At 50.3% G+C, this 18,887-nt stretch carries 17 protein-coding genes and 1 tRNA gene; 8 read left to right on the top strand and 10 right to left on the bottom strand.

Features of this window, described 5'->3' with window-relative positions; all coding sequences use genetic code 11:
• Positions 1–172 precede the first annotated feature (172 nt).
• The 4 genes from gpmA to AC52PS_RS09265 all read right to left on the bottom strand — a co-directional run bounded on the left by gpmA (position 173) and on the right by AC52PS_RS09265 (position 3,735).
• Complete coding sequence (gene gpmA, locus AC52PS_RS09250) at positions 173–919, bottom strand: 2,3-diphosphoglycerate-dependent phosphoglycerate mutase (protein WP_495562776.1); 747 nt, start codon at positions 917–919, stop codon at positions 173–175.
• 186 nt (positions 920–1,105) lie between these two features.
• Complete coding sequence (gene sufU / locus AC52PS_RS09255) at positions 1,106–1,519, bottom strand: Fe-S cluster assembly sulfur transfer protein SufU (RefSeq protein ID WP_495562777.1); 414 nt, start codon at positions 1,517–1,519, stop codon at positions 1,106–1,108.
• A gap of 65 nt (positions 1,520–1,584) precedes the next feature.
• Positions 1,585–2,826, bottom strand: a complete 1,242-nt coding sequence (locus tag AC52PS_RS09260; RefSeq protein ID WP_495562778.1) for an aminotransferase class V-fold PLP-dependent enzyme — start codon at positions 2,824–2,826, stop codon at positions 1,585–1,587.
• A 300-nt stretch (positions 2,827–3,126) separates the two neighbouring features.
• Positions 3,127–3,735, bottom strand: coding sequence for a superoxide dismutase (locus AC52PS_RS09265; RefSeq protein WP_495562779.1), 609 nt, complete (start codon positions 3,733–3,735; stop codon positions 3,127–3,129).
• Between the two features lie 145 nt (positions 3,736–3,880).
• Between AC52PS_RS09265 and AC52PS_RS09270 the strand changes: the two genes are divergently transcribed.
• Together AC52PS_RS09270 and AC52PS_RS09275 are read left to right on the top strand one after the other, a co-directional pair.
• Positions 3,881–4,855, top strand: coding sequence for a dihydroorotate dehydrogenase-like protein (locus tag AC52PS_RS09270; protein WP_495562780.1), 975 nt, complete (start codon positions 3,881–3,883; stop codon positions 4,853–4,855).
• A 50-nt stretch (positions 4,856–4,905) separates the two neighbouring features.
• Complete coding sequence (locus tag AC52PS_RS09275; RefSeq protein ID WP_495562781.1) at positions 4,906–5,286, top strand: RidA family protein; 381 nt, start codon at positions 4,906–4,908, stop codon at positions 5,284–5,286.
• On the opposite strand, the gene AC52PS_RS09280 is transcribed toward AC52PS_RS09275, so the two are convergent.
• The gene (locus tag AC52PS_RS09280) at positions 5,264–6,544 is read right to left on the bottom strand and encodes a D-alanyl-D-alanine carboxypeptidase family protein (RefSeq protein WP_495562782.1); all 1,281 of its coding nucleotides are present in this window, start codon (positions 6,542–6,544) and stop codon (positions 5,264–5,266) included. The genes AC52PS_RS09275 and AC52PS_RS09280 overlap by 23 nt on opposite strands.
• A 282-nt stretch (positions 6,545–6,826) precedes the next feature.
• Between AC52PS_RS09280 and AC52PS_RS09285 the strand changes: the two genes are divergently transcribed.
• From AC52PS_RS09285 to AC52PS_RS09295, 3 genes are read left to right on the top strand one after another with little or no spacing between them, the layout of a single operon-like run.
• Positions 6,827–7,432, top strand: coding sequence for a biotin transporter BioY (locus AC52PS_RS09285; RefSeq protein WP_495562783.1), 606 nt, complete (start codon positions 6,827–6,829; stop codon positions 7,430–7,432).
• Entirely contained in the window at positions 7,419–8,153 is a 735-nt protein-coding gene (locus tag AC52PS_RS09290; protein WP_495562784.1) for an energy-coupling factor ABC transporter ATP-binding protein, read from the top strand. The genes AC52PS_RS09285 and AC52PS_RS09290 overlap by 14 nt, the downstream gene beginning before the upstream one ends.
• Positions 8,138–8,917, top strand: a complete 780-nt coding sequence (locus AC52PS_RS09295) for a CbiQ family ECF transporter T component (RefSeq protein WP_495562785.1) — start codon at positions 8,138–8,140, stop codon at positions 8,915–8,917. The genes AC52PS_RS09290 and AC52PS_RS09295 overlap by 16 nt, the downstream gene beginning before the upstream one ends.
• Positions 8,918–9,052: 135 nt before the next feature.
• On the opposite strand, the gene ilvY is transcribed toward AC52PS_RS09295, so the two are convergent.
• Positions 9,053–9,934 (bottom strand): HTH-type transcriptional activator IlvY, encoded by an 882-nt coding sequence (gene ilvY, locus AC52PS_RS09300; protein ID WP_495562786.1) that lies wholly within the window; start codon positions 9,932–9,934, stop codon positions 9,053–9,055.
• Between the two features lie 160 nt (positions 9,935–10,094).
• Here ilvY and AC52PS_RS09305 point away from each other — a divergent pair, with 160 nt between their 5' ends.
• The gene (locus tag AC52PS_RS09305) at positions 10,095–11,564 is read left to right on the top strand and encodes a ketol-acid reductoisomerase (protein WP_495562787.1); all 1,470 of its coding nucleotides are present in this window, start codon (positions 10,095–10,097) and stop codon (positions 11,562–11,564) included.
• Between the two features lie 100 nt (positions 11,565–11,664).
• Positions 11,665–12,147 (top strand): transcriptional regulator NrdR, encoded by a 483-nt coding sequence (gene nrdR, locus AC52PS_RS09310; RefSeq protein WP_495562788.1) that lies wholly within the window; start codon positions 11,665–11,667, stop codon positions 12,145–12,147.
• 104 nt (positions 12,148–12,251) lie between these two features.
• Here the strand turns inward: nrdR and AC52PS_RS09315 are convergent.
• The 4 genes from AC52PS_RS09315 to AC52PS_RS09330 all read right to left on the bottom strand — a co-directional run bounded on the left by AC52PS_RS09315 (position 12,252) and on the right by AC52PS_RS09330 (position 17,501).
• Positions 12,252–12,324: transfer RNA gene (locus AC52PS_RS09315), tRNA-Met, on the bottom strand.
• A 153-nt stretch (positions 12,325–12,477) separates the two neighbouring features.
• A complete protein-coding gene (locus tag AC52PS_RS09320) occupies positions 12,478–15,444 on the bottom strand; it encodes a hypothetical protein (RefSeq protein WP_495562789.1) in 2,967 nt (988 codons plus the stop codon).
• A gap of 14 nt (positions 15,445–15,458) precedes the next feature.
• The gene (locus AC52PS_RS09325; RefSeq protein ID WP_495562790.1) at positions 15,459–16,682 is read right to left on the bottom strand and encodes a PilZ domain-containing protein; all 1,224 of its coding nucleotides are present in this window, start codon (positions 16,680–16,682) and stop codon (positions 15,459–15,461) included.
• 105 nt (positions 16,683–16,787) lie between these two features.
• Positions 16,788–17,501: a hypothetical protein gene (locus AC52PS_RS09330; protein WP_495562791.1), complete on the bottom strand. Its 714-nt coding sequence runs from the start codon at positions 17,499–17,501 to the stop codon at positions 16,788–16,790.
• On the opposite strand from AC52PS_RS09330, the gene AC52PS_RS09335 reads away from it, so the two are divergent.
• Entirely contained in the window at positions 17,476–18,771 is a 1,296-nt protein-coding gene (locus AC52PS_RS09335) for an HD domain-containing protein (RefSeq protein WP_495562792.1), read from the top strand. The genes AC52PS_RS09330 and AC52PS_RS09335 overlap by 26 nt on opposite strands.
• Positions 18,772–18,887 lie beyond the last annotated feature (116 nt).

Below are 18,887 nucleotides of genomic sequence, written 5' to 3' on the forward strand. Positions count from 1 at the left end.
TTTTATTTTAATCAAACAATGGGTTTTATAATTACCAATTCATCACGTTCCTGTTCTTGTGGTATAAGGTCTTATTCTAAATTGACTATTACGTCACTAACTTAAAAAAAAACACGACCGGGGATAATCCTCCGGTCGTTTTTTTTTCCAAGATTGTGTGGCGGCAGAAGGATCAGCCCTTCTTTCCCTGGTTGGCAACCGCATTCATTTTTGCAGAGATTGCATCCTGGTCGCCCAGGTAGTAATGCTTCAGGGGTTTGAGATTATCATCCAGTTCATATACCAGAGGCACTCCGGTAGGGATGTTAAGCTTTACGATTTCTTCGTCGCTCATGTTGTCCAGATATTTCACCAGTGCCCGGAGGCTGTTGCCGTGGGCGGCAATTACCACTTTCTTACCAGCTTTAATGGTGGGAGCAATCTCTTCGTGCCAGAAGGGCAGAAACCGGTCTACGGTGTCTTTCAGACATTCGGTTTTGGGAAGCTCTTCCTTGGAGAGATCCGCGTAGCGGGGGTCTCGGCCGGGGTACCGCTCATCGTCCACGTCCAGTTCCGGGGGCGGTACGTCGTAGCTTCTGCGCCAGATTTTCACCTGCTCTTCACCGTGCTTGTCTGCGGTTTCCCCCTTGTTGAGGCCCTGGAGAGCACCGTAGTGACGCTCATTCAGTCTCCAGCTCTTAATAACCGGAATCCAGTGAAGCCCCATGGTTTCAAGAGCGATGTTCAATGTTTTGATTGCCCTGAGAAGAACCGAGTTGAACGCAATGTCAAAGGTGAACCCTTCAGACTTGAGAATTTCTCCAGCGGTTCTTGCTTCTTCCAGACCTTTTTCTGACAGATCCACATCGGTCCAGCCGGTGAAGCGGTTTTCTTTGTTCCAGACACTTTCGCCATGTCTGATGAGTACCAGTTTGTACATGCACAAACTCCTTTTTCTATAATGTTATAAAGTTACGGCAAATTCGGGAATGATAATTCGTTGAAATTGCCATTCATATTTTAACGAAGATGAGGATCTTACTCCAGTGACAGGGGCCGAAAAACGCCCCATCCCAAGGCTTACCGGGGCCTGGCTTACCGGGCCAGGGCTTTGGACGGGAACGGTTTACTCCGTAAGATCCAGCAGAATTTTCCAGCCCATGGTGGCACATTTTTGCCGCATGGGAAACTGTTTCAGGGTGAGCAGAGCGGGAATGTCTCCGGGAAGTTCGGCCTCATGTTCGCTCCCGGGCTCCAGGGTTTTCAGAAACTCCCGGGCGGTTTCCCGGGCTTGGGAGACCGGCACCCCGTTAAGTTCATTGCAGAGGATGTCCGCCGAGGCGATGCAGATAGAGCATCCTTTTCCCTGGTAGCCGATGTCGCTGATTACCTCTCCGTCGGTCCGGATGAACAGGGTCAGTTCATCTCCGCAGGAACGGTTTACCTCATGTCCTTCCAGCCTGGGCTGATCGGGGAGGCGTTCCCAGGGACGTTCACGGTAGTGTCGGATGATGATATTTTTGGATTGCTCCTGGTCCATTGCCTTGCTTCACTCCTGATTGAGTTTTTGGGCCGTCCCTCGCCGGAGCTTGGGTACGCCGAATATTATGCGCCGAAGACGCTCTTGGCCTGCTCTATGCCGTGGAACAGGGCGTCTATGTCTTCCCGGGTGTTGTACAGGTAGAGACTCGCCCTGGCGGTTCCCGGGACGCCCAGCCATTCCATGAGAGGCATGGCGCAGTGAAAGCCGGTGCGGATGGCAATTCCCTGGGCGTCCAGGACTGCTCCCAGGTCGTGACTGTGCAGCCCCTCCACGTTGAAGCTGAAAATACCCCCCCGTTTCCCGGAATCAGGGAGCAGATAGCTCTGCAGCCCCTTTACCTCCCGGGCCCGTTCTTCGGCATAGTCAATGAGGCTGCGCTCGTGGGCTTCTATGCGTTCCATCCCGATATCCGCCAAATATTCCAGCGCTGCTCCAAAGCCCAGTACTCCTGCGATATTCGGCGTACCGGCCTCGAATTTTTCCGGCAGGGGATGATACGTGGAATGGTCCTTGTGCACCTTGAGAATCATATCTCCCCCGTACATAAAGGGATCCATGGCATCCAGAAGCTCGGTTCGTCCGTAGAGCACCCCCACCCCCGTGGGTCCCAGCATTTTGTGGGCAGAGAAGAAGAGAAAATCGGGCTTGAGCTCCTGAACATCCACCTTATGATGGCTCACCAGTTGGGCCCCGTCCAGAGCCACAACGCTACCATTGTCATGGGCGCTTTGTATCATCCGCTTCAGAGGAGGCATGTAACCGGTCACATTGGACATACCGCTCATGACCAGCAGCTTCACCTTTTCATCCAGGAGATCTTCATAGGAGTGAATATCCAGCTCCAGGGTCTCCCGGTCAATGGGGATAAATCGAAGCTCTGCGCCGGTGGCTTCGCACACCGCATGCCAGGGAACCAGCGAAGAATGGTGCTCGTACTCGGTGGTGAGAATCACGTCCCCTTTTTTCAGGAATTTTCTGCCCCAGGAATAGGCAATCAGATTGGATGATTCGGTGCTGCCGTGGGTAAAGATAATCTGGCCCTCTTCGCCGGCGTTTAGGAAACGGGCGGCGGCAAGACGTACCTCATGAAATTCCCTGGTGGCCCGTTCGCTGAATTCATAGATTCCCCGGTGAATGTTCACCCCGTATTCCCGGTAGTATTGGGAAATACGCTCTATTACCGGTTCGGGAGTGAGGGATGTTGCACCGCTGTCCAGATAAATAAAGGGTTTCTTGCGCATTTTACCGGTCAGAATCGGGAAATCCTGCTGGAGTCTGCTCTGTTCTAATATATTTCCATCCATAATCATCACCTACTAATCGGCTATCACCGAAATATTTCGCCGGTGGGAATATCAGCGGGGAACCGCTTGCCTTCCCCAATTTCCCGTTCCTCTGGGTACCCGGGTTATACCACAATTCATTGGAACATGTCATTCCACCCTGCAGCCCCGGCGACAGCAAAGCCCCGGCGACAGCAAAGCCACAGAGACAGCAAAGGCCCAGCGACATCAAAGCCCCGGAGACAGCAAAGGCCCGGAGGAAACCGGGCCTTCGCAAGATCTGTGTTTCAAATACTGGACGGATGATTAATCGGTGTCAGATTAAATCAAATTTTGATAGTGTTCACTGACTTTGTTCCAGTTTATTACGTTGAAGAATTGTTCCACATATTCGGGCCGGCGGTTCTGATACTTCAGATAATACGCATGTTCCCACACGTCCAGCCCCAGAATGGGAGTGAGTCCCTGGGTAAGCGGGCTGTCCTGGTTGGGAGTGCTGAGAATATTGAGTTTCTTTCCACCGTCCACGGCAAGCCACGCCCAGCCGCTTCCAAAGCGTCCGGTGGCGGCGCTGCTGAACTGCTTCACAAATTCGTCGAAGCCGCCGAAGGTTTTTTCTATATCTTTTGCCAGTACGCCCTCAGGCTGGCCGCCGCCCTTGGGAGACATAATCTCCCAGAAAAGTCCGTGGTTATAATGTCCGCCGCCGGCGTTCCGCACTTTGGTCTGGATGCTTTCAGGAAGGGAATTAAGATCTTTCAGGAGAGTGACAATATCTTTTTCGGCATAATCGCTGCCTTCCAGGGCGGCGTTTACCTTCTTGGTGTATCCTGTATGATGTTTATCATGGTGAATTTCCATGGTTTTTGCATCGATATACGGCTCGAGGGCATCAAAACCGTAGGGTAAATCGGGTGTGGTAAATGACATAGTTCCTCCTTAGGTTCTATTTCTTACTAATGTACTAATATATATCCTCTGTGAAAAGCCGGAAGGAGAGATTGTTGCTTTCCAGCTGCGAGATTTTCGGATATACTAGGATTGTACCAATAATTATCTATATAAGGATTCTTACATGTCGAAATTACATACCAGTTATCTGGGTTTGAAGCTGAAAAATCCCCTGATTATTTCAAGCTCCAGCCTCACGGCACAAAGCGACAGCATCGAAAAACTTGCCAAAGCAGGAGCCGCTGCGGTGGTACTCAAATCCCTGTTTGAGGAACAGATACAGGCTGAAACCAATGAGATGGGCGATACCCTCTCCCACGCGGAAGCCTACGACTATATAGAGCAGATGGGCATGAGTCTGGGCCCCGCCCAATACCTTGATCTGGTGAGGGAGACGAAACAGAAGGTGGATATTCCCGTTATCGCCAGCCTGAACTGTGTGGACGGAAAATGGTGGAAGGAGTACGCCGTACAGCTGGATTCTGCGGGAGCCGATGCTCTGGAGGTGAACTTAAGCCTCATGCCCCGGCGCTTCAATCAGAAAGCAGACGACCTTGAAAAAGAGCTGATTCGCAGCGTGGAGACGATCCGGAAACACAGCTCCCTCCCCCTGGCAATCAAACTGGGGCCCTACTTCACCAGTCTGCCGGAGTTCGCTACCCGACTTCAGAAGGCGGGAGCCGATGCTCTGGTGCTGTTCAACCGCTTTTATCAGTTCGATTTCGATCTCAGCACAGGTCAACCTAAGGGCAGGGTATCGTTGAGTTCACCGGAGGATTACCATCAGGCTCTGCGCTGGATATCCATTCTGTTCGACCGGGCGGGTGTTGAGCTTGCCGCATCCACAGGGGTTCACAGTGCAGAAACGGCGTTAAAATTGATTGCCGCCGGTGCGGATGCTGTTCAGCTGTGCTCGGTGGTTTACCGTAACAATACTCAGGTTGTGGAGAGCATTCTCCAGGATATGGAAGTTCAGCTGGACGGCCTTGGAGTTTCCAGTATTCAGGAATTAAAGGGACGCTATGCGCAGAAGAAATCTGACAAGCCGGAAAGCTATGAGCGTCTTCAGTATATTAAAGCGCTGACCGGGGTCAGTTGATCTATGCTGGGGATGCTGCCAGCACCGGAGAGTCCGCTCAGGAAGAAAATATGAAACAACAGATCAGCACAGAGAGCAACTCAGGCATCGGCCCGTATTCACCGGCACTGCTGGTGGACGACACCCTCTATATTTCAGGCCAGATAGCACTCGATCCCCAAAGCGGTGAGTGCATACCCGGCACTGGGGTGGAACAATGCAGGGTGGTGATGAACAATATCGGCGGGCTTCTGAAAGCCGCCGGTATGGATTACCAGGATCTGGTGCATTGCAGAATTTTTTTGAAGCAGATGGGTGACTATGCATCCATTAATCCGGTATACGAATCATTCCTGGCGAAACCTTACCCCGCCAGGGCCGCCGTTGAGGTATCCGCGCTGCCCAAAGATGCAGCCATAGAAATTGAAGCTATTGCACGGAAAAGCCGCTGATATCCCCTTCCAGCGGCTCTTCTCCGGTGAATAGCCTTCGGAAAAACTGCCCCACGCTCTGAATAATACCCCTCAGGCCATTGCTGCGGACGATCTGACGACCGGACTCCCGGGCGTATTCCCCCACAATAACTCCGTCCTGGATCCAGCGGTAGCGTTCCACAATCTGATCCCCGGCCACAGGTGCAAGCAAGGCCGCTGGCCGCCTGCGTTGAACGGTTATATCTCCTCTGCTCACCGGAACAATCATCTCAAGCGATTCAGCTGACAATTCAATTCCTTCTTCCCTCCCCGTTCTTACCGGAATAACGGATTCAGGGACGTGAAGCTCAACCGTAGTGAAGTTGGTAAATCCGTAATCCAGAAGAGCCGCAGCTTCCTCTTCCCGAATCCTGGAACCATCCATTGAATTCTCCGCCTGTACCCCCATGATCAGTGCAAACAGATGCATACCCTCTTTTTGGGCTGTGGCAATGAGATTGTATCCTGATTCATCAATATATCCGGTTTTCAGCCCCGTAGCGCCTTCATAGCTATCGATCAGACCGTTTCTGTTATATTGGGTGATATTCATGAATTGGGCGGTTGCCCCATTAAGCATATGCTCACGCCGGGGATATGTAAAACTTTTCACCCGGTGGAACTGATCGATGACCCAGGGCCATCGATCCAGATAAAGCTGTGTAAGCCGGGCCAGGTCCAATGCGGATGAGCGGTTATTCTCCGAATACCCCGAAGGCTCCACAAAGCCGCTTGAGCGCAGCCCCAACTGTTGGGCTATCCTGTTCATTCGCAGCATAAATCCTTCCATGCTCCCGGTACTGGTCTCGGCTATGGCCATGGCAGCATCGTTTCCGCTGGAAACCATGAGACCAAGGAGAATCTCACGAATGCTGGGTGCCTGATCGGGTCCCAAAAACATGAGAGAGGACCTGGGGGGAGCATTTTCCGCCCAGGCAGCAGGGCTGAATTCAGCGGTATCTTCCATTTCCACCCCCAGCTCCTCATAGATTTCCAGCGCGGTATACATGGTAAACAGTTTGGTCAGGCTGGCTGGAGGATACTCCTGACGGATATTTTTCCCATACAAAATAGTGCCGGTCTCCAACTCCAAAAGGAGGGCAATGGGGGCGGTGTGCTTTGGGGGAGCAAGATCGAAGATGTTCTGGTAACTCAATGGGTAAAATGTGGTGGCATCAGGCCCGGGTGGATTGGATTCTTCCCCATAGGGCGCCATCACCTGAGTAATCGGATACATGCTCCCAAGATACTCATTATCCAGATTCTGCCCTTGGACTGAAAATATCCCCCCGAGCAACGTCAATATCAACAAAGAGGGAAACAATGGGGGGCGAAAAGCAGGGCGAAACCCTCCGGCTCCCCTGATCTGAAGGAATTCCTGAATGAAATTCAGGCTTTTCCAGAGTAATTTACTGACACTTTTATACATAGCCTTTATAGTAGCCAATCGCGGGCTCATCGCGCAATAGAAAATTCGCAAGCCTTTTTCGCGAATCAGTACAACCGAATAGGAGATTCCATGACCTATCAAACGAAGCATATTCAGAATATCGTTCAAACCGCATTGTTCGCAGCCCTCATAGCAGTAGGTGCCATGATCCGTTTTGATATTCCCCTGAGTCCGGTGCCTATTACCCTCCAGACGTTTTTCATCCTTTTGGCGGGAATTCTCCTCAGACCGCTTTATGCCCTTGGGGCTGCAGCACTGTATATTTTCGCAGGGATTGCAGGCCTGCCGGTATTTGCCGGAGGAACCAGCGGTTTTGCGGTAATACTGGGTCCCAGCGGCGGATTTATTATCGGATTTCTCCCGGCTGCGCTGCTCATGTCCCTCATCGTACATATGCGCCCTGGACACAAGGCCAGTGCCGCGGAACATGCGGGTCATCTGAACCGTGGTGCCATGTCGCCTCTGCTGAGAGATATTCTTGCAACCGTGGCTGGAACCCTCATCATCTATGCAATCGGGTATCCCTGGATCGTACTCAACCTTGGCTGGGATTGGCGCATCGGACTTGGCCGGGCCGTACTTCCCTATGTTCCCGGGGATGTGATAAAAATTATTGCCGCTGTTTTACTGGCAATACCCGCTCGGAGGATACTGGAAGGGAATGCTCGAAGCTGATCAACTCTCGTTATTCATAGACGAACACCAAATCCTCTCTAATATCAGCTGCAGGTTTCACACCGGTGAGATAACAGTAATCACCGGTCCCAACGGTGCGGGAAAAACCATGCTGATTCACGCCCTGGCAGGCCTTCTTGATACATTTGAAGGAAGCATCCGTCTGAACTCCAAGCCCTACCCTTTGAAGGGACAGGCCTTGGGTACCGGGGTGGGTTTGGTGTTTCAGCAGCCTGAAATGCAGGTAATTGAGCAGACTGTGGAGGAAGATATTTTGTTCGGCCTTCGGAATCTGGATCTTTCTGAGGATGAACTGCACAAACGCCTTGAGTACGCCCTTGAGTGGAGCGGCCTCCATGAGCACCGGGATCAGAACCCCCGAAGCCTTTCCGGCGGAGAAATACGCCGATTGGCCCTTGCATCCATTCTTGCCATGAACCCCGATTACATTCTTATGGATGAACCTTTTGAAAACCTGGATTATCCGGGAGTTGTGGAGACCCTGCATCAGATTCTCCGCCTGAAAGAGGAAAAACGGGGAATTGTGATTGTGACCCATGGTCTGGAAAAGTGTCTGGCCCTGGCTGACCGGCTGATTCTGCTCAAGGAAGGCCGGATTATCGCCGACGCCCTGCCCGAGCGGGTGCTGAATTTTCTGGAGGACCACGATGTACGTAAGCCTCCCATGAAGATCAAGGATATGACATGGCTCAAAACCTGAGCTTTCATTATCAGGGTGGAACAAGCATCCTCCACAACGCATCCGCTTCGGTCAAATTCATTGTATATATCTGCCTCAATCTTTTCTTTTCCACCGCAGGTTTTGCCGGGATGCTTCTAAACCTTTCGGCAATGATTGTCGTCAGTCTCCTGGTGGGAACCCGGCTTCTCCGGGTCATGAAAGAATTGCGGGCATTTATCTGGATATTTCTTATCAGCTACATCAGCAGAGCTCATTTGGCTGAGGGCATCCCCCTTGAGCTGTCAGTCCTAACATACGATTTCACCCTGAATTGGAACAGTGAAGGGGCCCAAGAAACTCTCCGCCTCATACTACATATATCCAATTCAATTATCAGCACCCATCTGTTGATGTCCACCACCAGACTTTCACGACTCCAGGATGGAATTTATCGGCTGATCCGCCCCCTTCATGCACGGTTCGCCTGGACCGTTTCCACCATGCTCAGGGTCATGCTGGGCGCCATTCCCCGCTTACTCGACGCCGCCCGGGATTCCGGTCAGCGCATTCGTTTGCGGGGACTTCTGATCAGAAAGCATCCGTTACGGTACCTAAAGGCCATGGGGGTGTTAATGCTGCAACATATGGGAAATCTCAGTACAGGATACAGCAGATCCCTCATGCTCCGGGGGTGGAAGGAGGATGGGCCTGTAACTCTTCCTCACATTCAATGGCTGTCCTGGTCCAACGGGCTGCTCTGTTTGTCCGCGGCGGTTCTGGCGGCGGGGTCCATGCTGCTGTAAGCCCCGGTAGAGTCCTGCGAGCCGGAGCTCATGTCCAACTCGGCGAAACAAGACTGGGCATAGCCCGGTACATCTGTAGAGCCAAGACTGGAGCATGGCCGCTATGCTAAGCCGGCGCTCAGAGCAGAAGGTATTTTAGCTCAGATTTTCCATTGCACTCTGCATAAAGGCCCGAAGCGCCGGGTTGGCCCTTCTGCTTTGCTTGGCCGCCACCCCCACCTGAAAATCGGGAACCTCATCAATATGGGGAAGAATTTCCAGACCTTCGGTGAGGGGACTGTTAACCACCACAAGCTCAGGCACAAGGCCGATACCCAGACCAAGATTTACCATGGAAAGAATCCCTTCATTTCCCGCAGCCTCAGCCCGAATTCGGGGGTGTATTGCCCTGCTTCGAAACCAGGTATCTATGCGCTCCCGGGCAAGCCCCCGTTCCGGGAGAATGATCGGCAGTTCATCCCAGGGAGCATCCACGGGAAACCCTTCCAACTCCTTTCGAAATTCATCCCAGGGAGCCACAAACACCAGAGGCGTAGCTGTCAGCACCTGGACAAACAGATCCTCCGCCGAAGTATCCGGAATGGGGGCAACACTGCAGTCAACCCGGTTCATCCGCACCGCATCCAGGGCATCCGCAGCATCTCCGGTACGCAGATGGATGGTTACCCCGGGGTACGCTTTGCGGAACGGATTGAGCACCTTTGGAAGAATGGAATAGCAGGCGGTAACCGTTGCAAAGATGCTCAGATCCCCGGAAACTTCTCCGCTGTGCAGCTGCTGCCGGACATTTTCATACTCCGCAAGAGCTTCCCGGGCATAGGACAGAAAACGCTCCCCTGCGGTGGTTATAAAGAGCTCCCGGGTATTCCGGACACACAACTCAACTCCCAACTCATCCTCTGTACGCTGAATTATCCGGGAAAAGGCAGACGGGCTCATATAGCTGCGGGAACTCGCCCGGTTGAAATTTCTGGTTTCAGCAAGGGTTACAAAACACTGAAGTTGCTGGTAATTCATCTCATCATCCTTAAGGATAGAAAAAGTCTCGCACCTGTTATATTGCGTTTATTGCAATAATATAGTGCAAATATTTCACTTCTTGCAAATGCTTTCCTGTGATATATTCGCCGTATCAATCAATACAGGGTTGATTTCACATTGCACGAAGGAGCGAACCATGCAACTTGATTTTACCAGTAAAATATTCGACAAGGAATCCATCAATCTGGATGGAAATACCGAATATATCGTTCGGGGAGGCCGACATCTTTTTTCCCGGCTTTCCCAAGCCTTTGAGGGCATTTCCCGCATTGGAGTAATCGGCTGGGGTTCTCAGGGCCCTGCACAGGCACAGAATCTCCGGGACAGCCTTGAAGGAAGCGGAATTACCGTGCAAGTAGGACTGCGAGAAGGAAGTGCCAGCTGGTCCAAAGCCGAAGCTGCGGGTTTTACCCCCCAGTCGGGTACTCTGGGAGAGATGTTTGAAGTGATCTCTTCAGCAGACCTGGTGATCCTTCTTATTTCAGATGCAGCCCAGGTAAGTCTCCATGAAAAAATATTTAAAAGCATGAAAAAAGGGGCCACCCTTGGATTATCCCACGGTTTTCTCCTCGGGTATCTCAAATCTGCGGGGAAGGACTTTCCCGAAGATCTTAATGTGATTGCCGTCTGCCCCAAGGGGATGGGGCCTTCTGTTCGCCGGCTCTATGAACAGGGCAAAGAAGTGAACGGCGCGGGAATTAACACCAGCTTCGCAGTACATCAGGATATTGACGGGAAAGCAACTGATTATGCCATCGGCTGGGCTGTTGCCCTGGGTGCTCCGTTCAGTTTTATGACAACCATGGAAATGGAGTACCGCTCGGATATCTACGGCGAACGGGGCATTCTGCTGGGTGCGGTTCACGGGATTGTTGAAAGTCTCTGGCGCCGGTTTGTTGGAAAGGGAATGGATAAGCAGGAAGCATTCCGACAAACCGTTGAATCCATTACCGGTCCCATCAGCAAAAAAATCTCACGGGAAGGAATCAAAGCGGTCTACGATTCCCTTTCCGGGGAAGAACAAAAAACCTTTGAAAAAGCGTATTCCGCAGCCTATCATCCGGCATTCGAAATCCTCATGGAGTGTTACCAGGAAGTATCAAGCGGAAACGAAATCCGTTCTGTGGTTCTGGCCGGCGAACGCCTCGAGCGCTACCCTTTCGGCACCATCGACAATACCGAAATGTGGAAGGTGGGCGAAGGCGTGCGGGCAGCCAGAAAGGAAGATGCAATTCCGGTTAACCCGGTGACCGCTGGAATTTATATTGCAACCATGATTGCCCAAATTGATGTTCTCCGTGAAAATGGACACAGCTATTCTGAAATTGTAAATGAATCGGTAATTGAAGCCGTGGATTCATTGAACCCCTATATGCATTACAAAGGGGTCGCTCACATGGTGGATAACTGTTCCACAACCGCACGGTTGGGAAGCCGTAAATGGGCCCCCCGCTTCGATTATAATCTATGGCAGCTTGCATACCCGGAACTTGAATCCGCAGCAGACGGCCAGTTGATTAAAGATTTTCTCAATCATCCGGTACACCAGCCGGTTTCGGTTCTGGCCGAACTGAGACCCAGTGTAGATATAAGCCTTCAAGGCTGATCTTTTCCCTCCTCAGTCCCCCGGACATACAGCTCCGGGGGGCTCTTCTCTTCTTTTCTCTTCTCTTGCGAAAAGCCATACGGCAATATACATTGACCTCATGAAATGTCCCCATTGCGGAAGTAAAAACGACAGGGTAATTGAAAGTCGAACGCTGGCTGATGGTTCAGCCATTCGAAGGCGGCGGGAATGCACGGATTGCAGTTACCGTTTCACCAGTTATGAACGAATTGAGGACAAACCCCTCATGGTGGTAAAATCCAGCGGACGGCGGGAACCCTTTAACCGGGAAAAATTGGAACGGGGATTACAGCGAGCCCTGGAAAAACGTGAAATCAGTCAATTGGAAATCGAGAATATACTGAACCAGATTGAAGATGAAAGCATGATTCTGTCGAAAAGCAGCCATGAGATCAGTTCCCGGGAATTGGGAGAAATGGTACTGAAAAAACTTCACGACATGGATGACGTTGCATATATCCGCTTCGCATCTGTGTACCGGAATTTTGAAAGTCTCGAGGGGTTCATCAGTGAAATTCAAACCATTTCGGAATCGGCCAAGAAACAGAAAAGCAAAGGTTAAACAGAAAAACAAAGATTAATTTAGCCGCAAAAATAAAAAAGGATATCCGGGGGATCGGATATCCTTTTTTTGATGCCACCGATCTGGTGTCATCCTGGTAATGATAGTGGCGAAGGGACTTGAACCCCTGACCTAACGGATATGAGCCGTTTGCTCTACCAGCTGAGCTACGCCACCGTGTTACAGATCGGGAATATATCAAAATCTTCTGACAAGTGTCAACGACCTTTTTCCATTTTATTTTTTTGATTGTTCGCGGAAGCCTGCACACGATCCGCATTTTCCCGGAAAACGCAAATAGCCGGCGGTCAAACAGCACAGTTTGTGAAATTATACCAGGTTATGACGTTTGGCCTTCTCCAGCAGTTCACGGTTCCACACCACGTTTTTCAGGTATTCCCGTTTGTCAGCAGGCTCTTCAATTCTGCTGGAGCGCTCCTGAAGGGCTTTGACGGCTTTTCCCAACAGCGTCAGTCTGTCTTCCCCTTCATCTTCCCGGCTCTTTTCCAGAATCCCCGAGTACCAGTAGAGAATCGTGCTCTCATGGGGATCGGACGATGGGAGTTTCTTCTGCCGCGTCAGCCAGTGAAATCCTCCAATACTTTCCTGGGTATCCCCGATCATTCCCTGGGCATAGCTTCGCATGCCGTAATAAAAGTTCCACAACACCGAATCCTGGCTGAGATCATCAACAAACATGTCTTCCACCCAGGAAAAACCGCTGTTCCAGGGAAATAGAATTGATGTGGGATATTGCATTTGGACTTCTGCACCCGGGTCTTTCAGCCTATCCAGAGCTTGCTCGAATTCACCCCGAATAATGCTGGATTCGGCAAAGTATAGGTTCCGTTCCAGGCTGGGAGGAAGGTTTTCCAGGATGGCACACCCTGCCCCATGACTGCCCAGATAATTCAAACTTCTGGCCATCCAGGCGTAAAATATTCTTCGGATCTGAACCCATCGGTCTCCACTGAGACTGTTGAGAATCCGGGACAGCAATGTGTAACATTTTTCATACAGTCCCAGGGCAAAATAGGTACGAGATATTAGGAAGGCAGCTACAGCATACCATGAATGTGCTGCGTTGTTTGAGAACTGATCCAGTAAGCCTTCGTCACCCTCCAGTTCCTTCCTGACCCGGCTGTATTTACCTTCTGTAAAGTCGCTGAGCACGGGAAGAAAACGGGCGTACATTCTATTCAAATCGTTGGGAGACACTCCGGCATGGCGCTCTGCAATGGTAAAGTAGTGAAATGCTTCCTGATGTTTCCGCTTCCGCAGATGAAGATACCCGAATACCGTATTAGATGAACTAAGACCGGGTAAATCTCCATTCTGCTGAAAAGAAATAATCGCTTCTTTGCTGTATTGTTTGGCACCGTGGAAGTCCCGTTCCCTGAGGGCTGCAAGTCCCTGGAGAAGCTGCCACTCAGCCTTCCACAAAAGATCTTCAGGATACTCAAGTGGCAGGAGACCTTTATGAAACTCCCCCATGTCCAGCGAGTACTGGGCTTTCAGAAGCCGTGAAGCTTCGCTGAAATTTGGTCGAAGTTCCAACATGGCCATAAGCCGATGGTATTCACCGTAGAGTTTGCAGTTTAACAGCGTCTGCAGGTGTCGGTAGAGCTGAGGAGCCGGATTCCCGTTCCGCTGTCGAAGGGCGTACTCAACCAGTAAGGCTATGCCGTCTTCGGTAAGGGGCATGCCGTTGGTTCCGTTGCTGAGAGCGGAGATGATCATATGAAGATATTCCTGCTTTTTCTCACCAAGGGTATAGGCAATATGTTGTACGTTGTCACGAAAAATGGTGTTGTGAATCTGCTCGTACATTAAAAATCCCGAAGCCTGGAGATCCTTAATTATCTGTGTAATCCTCGTCCGGGTTTTTCCCCGCTCCTCAAATAGTTTGAATATTCGTTCCCGGGAAAAACACGTTCCCGCAAGGGTAAGGACATACAGCACCTCCCGGCTTTCAAAATCGAGTCGTTCCAGAGCTCTCAACATAATGCCGGTACTTGTATCCACAATCTGACTTCCGTATGTTTTCAACCGACTGGGCAAAAGTTGGGAATAATAATCGAAATCAGTTAAAAAATGAAACAGAGGAAGCGCATCGCCATGGGTCATACTCAAGAGATAGGACGGCTCCAGGGGGGAATCTTCCAGATCTTGATCCGACAGGAGCCGCTCAATTTCATTGTGACTTCTGCTGACCAGCGTCAAATTTCTGGAATCTTTCATCAGTTTTTGCGAAGGGAGATATTGCTCCTCTCCGGTGAAAAACCACAAGAGTCTGGATTCACGTTGGAGGGAATCCATGAGCAGTTTCAGAAATCGAATTTCCCAATCTTCCATCTCCCGGCGAAAATGGATAATTACCAGGGGGGAATTGCCTCCCCGCCGGGACCACCGGGCGTAAGCTCGGAGATATATCTGGAAAATTACCTGCATGTCGTTCCAGGGCTCCTCGGGCGGACGGGGAATATCCCGGCTGCCTAGCCCCGGATCGAGACGGTAACGGGTAATGGAAAAAAGCTTTTCTTTCCAAACCGAACGTTCAGTCTCATTCAAAAGGGGGTGAACCCAGTTCAGATCATTAATATCCAGGGATGCGGTCAATGACGAGAAGAAATCTCCTGGCTGCTGGATAACCTGGAACGGAATTTTGCCCTGGGCATCGGGATTGGTTAGTCGCTGAATAATTTTTCTTCCCAGGAGATGGGTTCCCTGAGTTTCCGTACCGGTAATGCGAAGTTCACCGGGCATCTTTTCCCCATTCATCCACTCTTCGATGGTGTTGAACAGTGACTCCATAAACTCTTTGGAAAGGGCAAAATCCGATGCGGTACCCAGATCCTGATCTTCCCGTTCCATTCTGTCAAGGATCTTCCACAGTCCTCTGTACTGTTCTCCGATAAGGACCCGGGAAAGAAGCTTGGCAGCCTTCGGTCCCAGATACATTCCGTTGCGCTCCCTGAGGGAACCGGTGAGAGACGGAATAATGGAGTAAATGTCATCTCCCTCATCCACCGCCTCAATAATAATACTGTAGCCATTCAAGTCGTCATCGAAGCTCACCAGGTTATCACGGGCTTGAAAGAGAGCCCTCAGAAGAGGTTCATGCTCACCGGGACTGAGCTGAGAATGCTTAAAAAGAAACAGCTCAGAATGGTCTACCGGAGTAAACCCCCAGCGGTCGCAATCTGCTGTCAGCGTTTTCCGGATTTCTGAAACGGTTTCCGGGATTATCTGTTTCAGCTGGCTGATATGATGGATGTCGAAAAGAATATAGTACATGGAACAATCGGTCCTCAGTCGGCGGCTGTTTCAATTTGACCGTCGTAATTTTCCCCGTAAAGCTCTTTTAACAGGGTATGCTGATCGTTATCTGAAAGATCAATGAACTGTACACCCAGATAAATCCTTCCGGCATCCCGGAATTTTCGCACCACCCTGCCCAGAATAGGAATGGAAAGTTCGTCGATTTTTACGGTAAGTTCCACATCAGTGTAAAGCTGTATTGAAGGTCCGTCCAGCGGATAGCTGAAAAGAAGACCGGAACCGCTAATATCCACAAGTTCAGACTTGGTGAACTGTTCTTTTACCGGTTCGGATTTGAAATAGCCATTGAGTTTCAGCGAATAGGTCAGAAGACGACTGAATTGATGCACCATTTCCAGATGGTCCTGGGTAAACGGTGTGGTTTGAATATCCGCGCGCATGAGATAAATATATCCCACAACATACTCCCGAAACAGTACGGGGCAGTAAAGCTCATGCCACAGTCTTTGGGAATGATTCTTGTTAACATGGTCGGTAAGCTGGGAGGCTGCCAGCATGGGGTCCTCCCCTGCTTCCCTGAATATCCTTTGAAGATCATCCTCTTTGAGAATTTTCGTCGCAAGTTTTGATCGAACCAGAGTAAAATTATCTAAATCTTCGAAGGGAAGAATGACAATCTTTCCCGATAGCGCAACAAGACGCTCAACCACATCGGTGGGCCGCCGTTCACGAAACATGGTAATTTTATTTTCAGAGGCAAATGCAGCCGAGCGTTCCCTGAATGTTTTCAGCAATTCCGAGATCCGTGTGGCATCAAAATTAAAATCAAGGTCAGGAGCCTCGGGTTCGTAATATGACTCGGAGGCGGGAAAATCGATCTTTAGCCGTTCGCCGTTTATCAGCATGATCAGGGACATATTGCTCCCCGCTTCCACCCGTTCAAAGTTTCTCGATAAGTCTCGATACACTTCCTCCGGTGCCTGGAGAATAAGGGTTTCTTCGTCAATGCTGAGAATTTTACTTCTACAGGTAATAGGCGTACCCCTGAAACGAAAAAAAAGACGCAACTCAACATTTTTCTTCAGGATATCCGGGTCGCTGTGCTCGAGTTTCAGATTAATCACTTGCTTATCTGCCTTGGTTAACACTCCGCGGAACCTGGACTGCCCCCGATGAGCTGCAACAGGTGACTGATTATCGATAAGGGTTTTAAAAATGAACTCTTTTTCTATTCTGTGAATTTGCTGGGCCATAATGTCTCTCTCAATAGTAGGATGTTTCACTGGAAAATGCGAGTAATTTTATCTATTTTCCATATTCTGTGTACAGACCGGAGGGGAAACTCGTCAATTTAAAATTCAGTTTCCCTCTTCACCCGTTCCGTTGAGCCCGGCTATATGAACAATACGAGCTGAGTTTCCATCATAATATACCACAATCTGAAGGAAATGCGTGCTCTCAAAGGATCTTAATTCGCAGGCGATATCAAAGCGGGAATTTCCGAGACTGTAAATCGAGAATATGTTAACAGACCGAAAGGGAGCACGGGGGGGATTGGCAAGTCCGAATACCTGAAAATCCACTTCCTGCCAGTAATCACGGCGGGAGAGAATATCATACATCCGCTTCTCCTGTTGGGACATGAGAAACGGCGCTTGTATTTCCCCCAGCACATCATGGCTGGGAAGTACCACCCCGGTGGATGTAAAATCGTAGCTGTCCACAAAGTTCTTCAAAGAGGGGGAAATATCAGGCTGATCAGCTGCTGTACGGGTTTCGCTTTGAGTACGCCCTTCTCCGGATTCTGCTCCCGATTCCGTTCCTGATTCTGACCCGGTTTGACCGTTTGCAGATTCGGATTCCTGATTCTGAGGCCGGCCATCCATAGTGGCTGCCTCCCTGACCCGGTTCACAGCTTGCTGAGCGGCGTTTTCCCGTTCAATGGAATCACCGGAGGAGGTTTGATCATCTCCGCAGGAAAGGTTGAGGATAAGAAGGGAAATGAGGATTGCAAGGAGCCGTATCATCAGGCTATGATCTGTGGTGATGAGCGATGTGAGCAGATATTTCAACGATTTTCTCCTTAATGAATGCATTCACCCCATCAGAGATCCTCTGTGGGGTCATGTCTATTTCCCAGAATCCTTTCTGAAAATTATTCAGACTCCTGAATACCAGCAGCTGGGAAGAATCAAACAGCTTGGTCCAAGCTATCTTGTGTATCCTGGAGCAACCCATTCACGATTAAACCACAGTCTGGGAGTTTTTCATATAGCCTCCAGAATGGTTAAGCGGATGAGTCAAAGCACGCTTCCCCTGCCCCTGACACTTCAGGGTGCCAAGGCGTTTCTTGCTGCCGCCCTTCTTCACGATCTGGGACATTTTCCCTATACCCATAGTCTGAAGGAGCTTCCCCTGGATGAGCATGAGCAACTGACTTCAAGGCTGATTCTTGATTCTTCAATTACCGGAATTCTCAAGAACGATGCGGGTATCGACCCGGCGATGGTGGCGGCAATTGTGGATGAAACCATGCCGAACCGTTCCCGGGAAGTATCGTTTTTCCGTAAAATACTCAGCGGTCCCATCGATCCGGACAAATTGGATTATCTTAACCGGGACGCCTATTTCTGCGGCGTTCCTTACGGATCCCAGGACGTAGACTATATATTGTCGGTACTTCAGCCCCATCCGGAACATGGTTTTACCATTACGCAAAACGGGGTTTCCACAATCGAAGGGCTCCTTTTTTCCAAGTATCTTATGTATCGGGCCGTGTACTGGCACCCCACTGTCCGGACCGCCACGGGCATGATCAAAAAAGCGCTGCACAGAGGTTTGGAAAAGAAAAGCATTCGTATATCCGAACTCTACGGATTGGATGACGACAGTTTCTACCGCAGCTTTGCTGAAAATCAGGGAGAGGAGTTCAGCCTCATCCGCAAGGTGTACAACCGGGATCTGTTTAAAACCATCGGTACCTGGAGCGTCGATCCGGAAAACCCCCAACACACCTATTTGGATGATCTCACTCACCGTTCCATCCAGGAAGAACTGATCCGGAGCGAACTTTCAGAATTATTGGATCTCCATGTGGATGATTTTCAAATCCTGCTGGATATTCCGGAAAACATATCCTTTGAGTCCAAACTCATGATTGACCGTGATTCAGAAATCATTTCCTATCATGATGCCCAGACGGTTTTCACCCAAGAGGTGGTTCATCAGTTCACCAGGAATCTGAGAAAGATCCGTCTTGCGGTGGCACCTTCGGTGAAGGAACGAATTCGGGAAAAAAACATACCTACGGATAGTCTGTTGAGCCTGGGAGGCCTGCAATAAGCGGCAGTGTTCGCCCGGGTCCCGGTCGCAATGCAGATGGTTCGCGCCATCGGCCGCCTTTGAATGCCTATCTGTATCCATTAAATGAGCACCAAACTTTTTCGGAAAAATCTGCG

Source organism: Salinispira sp., from assembly GCF_059431795.1.

Bases quoted from the DNA above. Each gene is read 5' to 3' on its own strand.
- gpmA (WP_495562776.1), bottom strand. From the start codon at position 919: ATGTACAAACTGGTACTCATCAGACATGGCGAAAGTGTCTGGAACAAA.
- sufU (WP_495562777.1), bottom strand. From the start codon at position 1,519: ATGGACCAGGAGCAATCCAAAAATATCATCATCCGACACTACCGTGAA.
- AC52PS_RS09260 (WP_495562778.1), bottom strand. From the start codon at position 2,826: ATGGATGGAAATATATTAGAACAGAGCAGACTCCAGCAGGATTTCCCG.
- AC52PS_RS09265 (WP_495562779.1), bottom strand. From the start codon at position 3,735: ATGTCATTTACCACACCCGATTTACCCTACGGTTTTGATGCCCTCGAG.
- AC52PS_RS09270 (WP_495562780.1), top strand. From the start codon at position 3,881: ATGTCGAAATTACATACCAGTTATCTGGGTTTGAAGCTGAAAAATCCC.
- AC52PS_RS09275 (WP_495562781.1), top strand. From the start codon at position 4,906: ATGAAACAACAGATCAGCACAGAGAGCAACTCAGGCATCGGCCCGTAT.
- AC52PS_RS09280 (WP_495562782.1), bottom strand. From the start codon at position 6,544: ATGTATCCGATTACTCAGGTGATGGCGCCCTATGGGGAAGAATCCAAT.
- AC52PS_RS09285 (WP_495562783.1), top strand. From the start codon at position 6,827: ATGACCTATCAAACGAAGCATATTCAGAATATCGTTCAAACCGCATTG.
- AC52PS_RS09290 (WP_495562784.1), top strand. From the start codon at position 7,419: ATGCTCGAAGCTGATCAACTCTCGTTATTCATAGACGAACACCAAATC.
- AC52PS_RS09295 (WP_495562785.1), top strand. From the start codon at position 8,138: ATGGCTCAAAACCTGAGCTTTCATTATCAGGGTGGAACAAGCATCCTC.
- ilvY (WP_495562786.1), bottom strand. From the start codon at position 9,934: ATGAATTACCAGCAACTTCAGTGTTTTGTAACCCTTGCTGAAACCAGA.
- AC52PS_RS09305 (WP_495562787.1), top strand. From the start codon at position 10,095: ATGCAACTTGATTTTACCAGTAAAATATTCGACAAGGAATCCATCAAT.
- nrdR (WP_495562788.1), top strand. From the start codon at position 11,665: ATGAAATGTCCCCATTGCGGAAGTAAAAACGACAGGGTAATTGAAAGT.
- AC52PS_RS09320 (WP_495562789.1), bottom strand. From the start codon at position 15,444: ATGTACTATATTCTTTTCGACATCCATCATATCAGCCAGCTGAAACAG.
- AC52PS_RS09325 (WP_495562790.1), bottom strand. From the start codon at position 16,682: ATGGCCCAGCAAATTCACAGAATAGAAAAAGAGTTCATTTTTAAAACC.
- AC52PS_RS09335 (WP_495562792.1), top strand. From the start codon at position 17,476: ATGAGCGATGTGAGCAGATATTTCAACGATTTTCTCCTTAATGAATGC.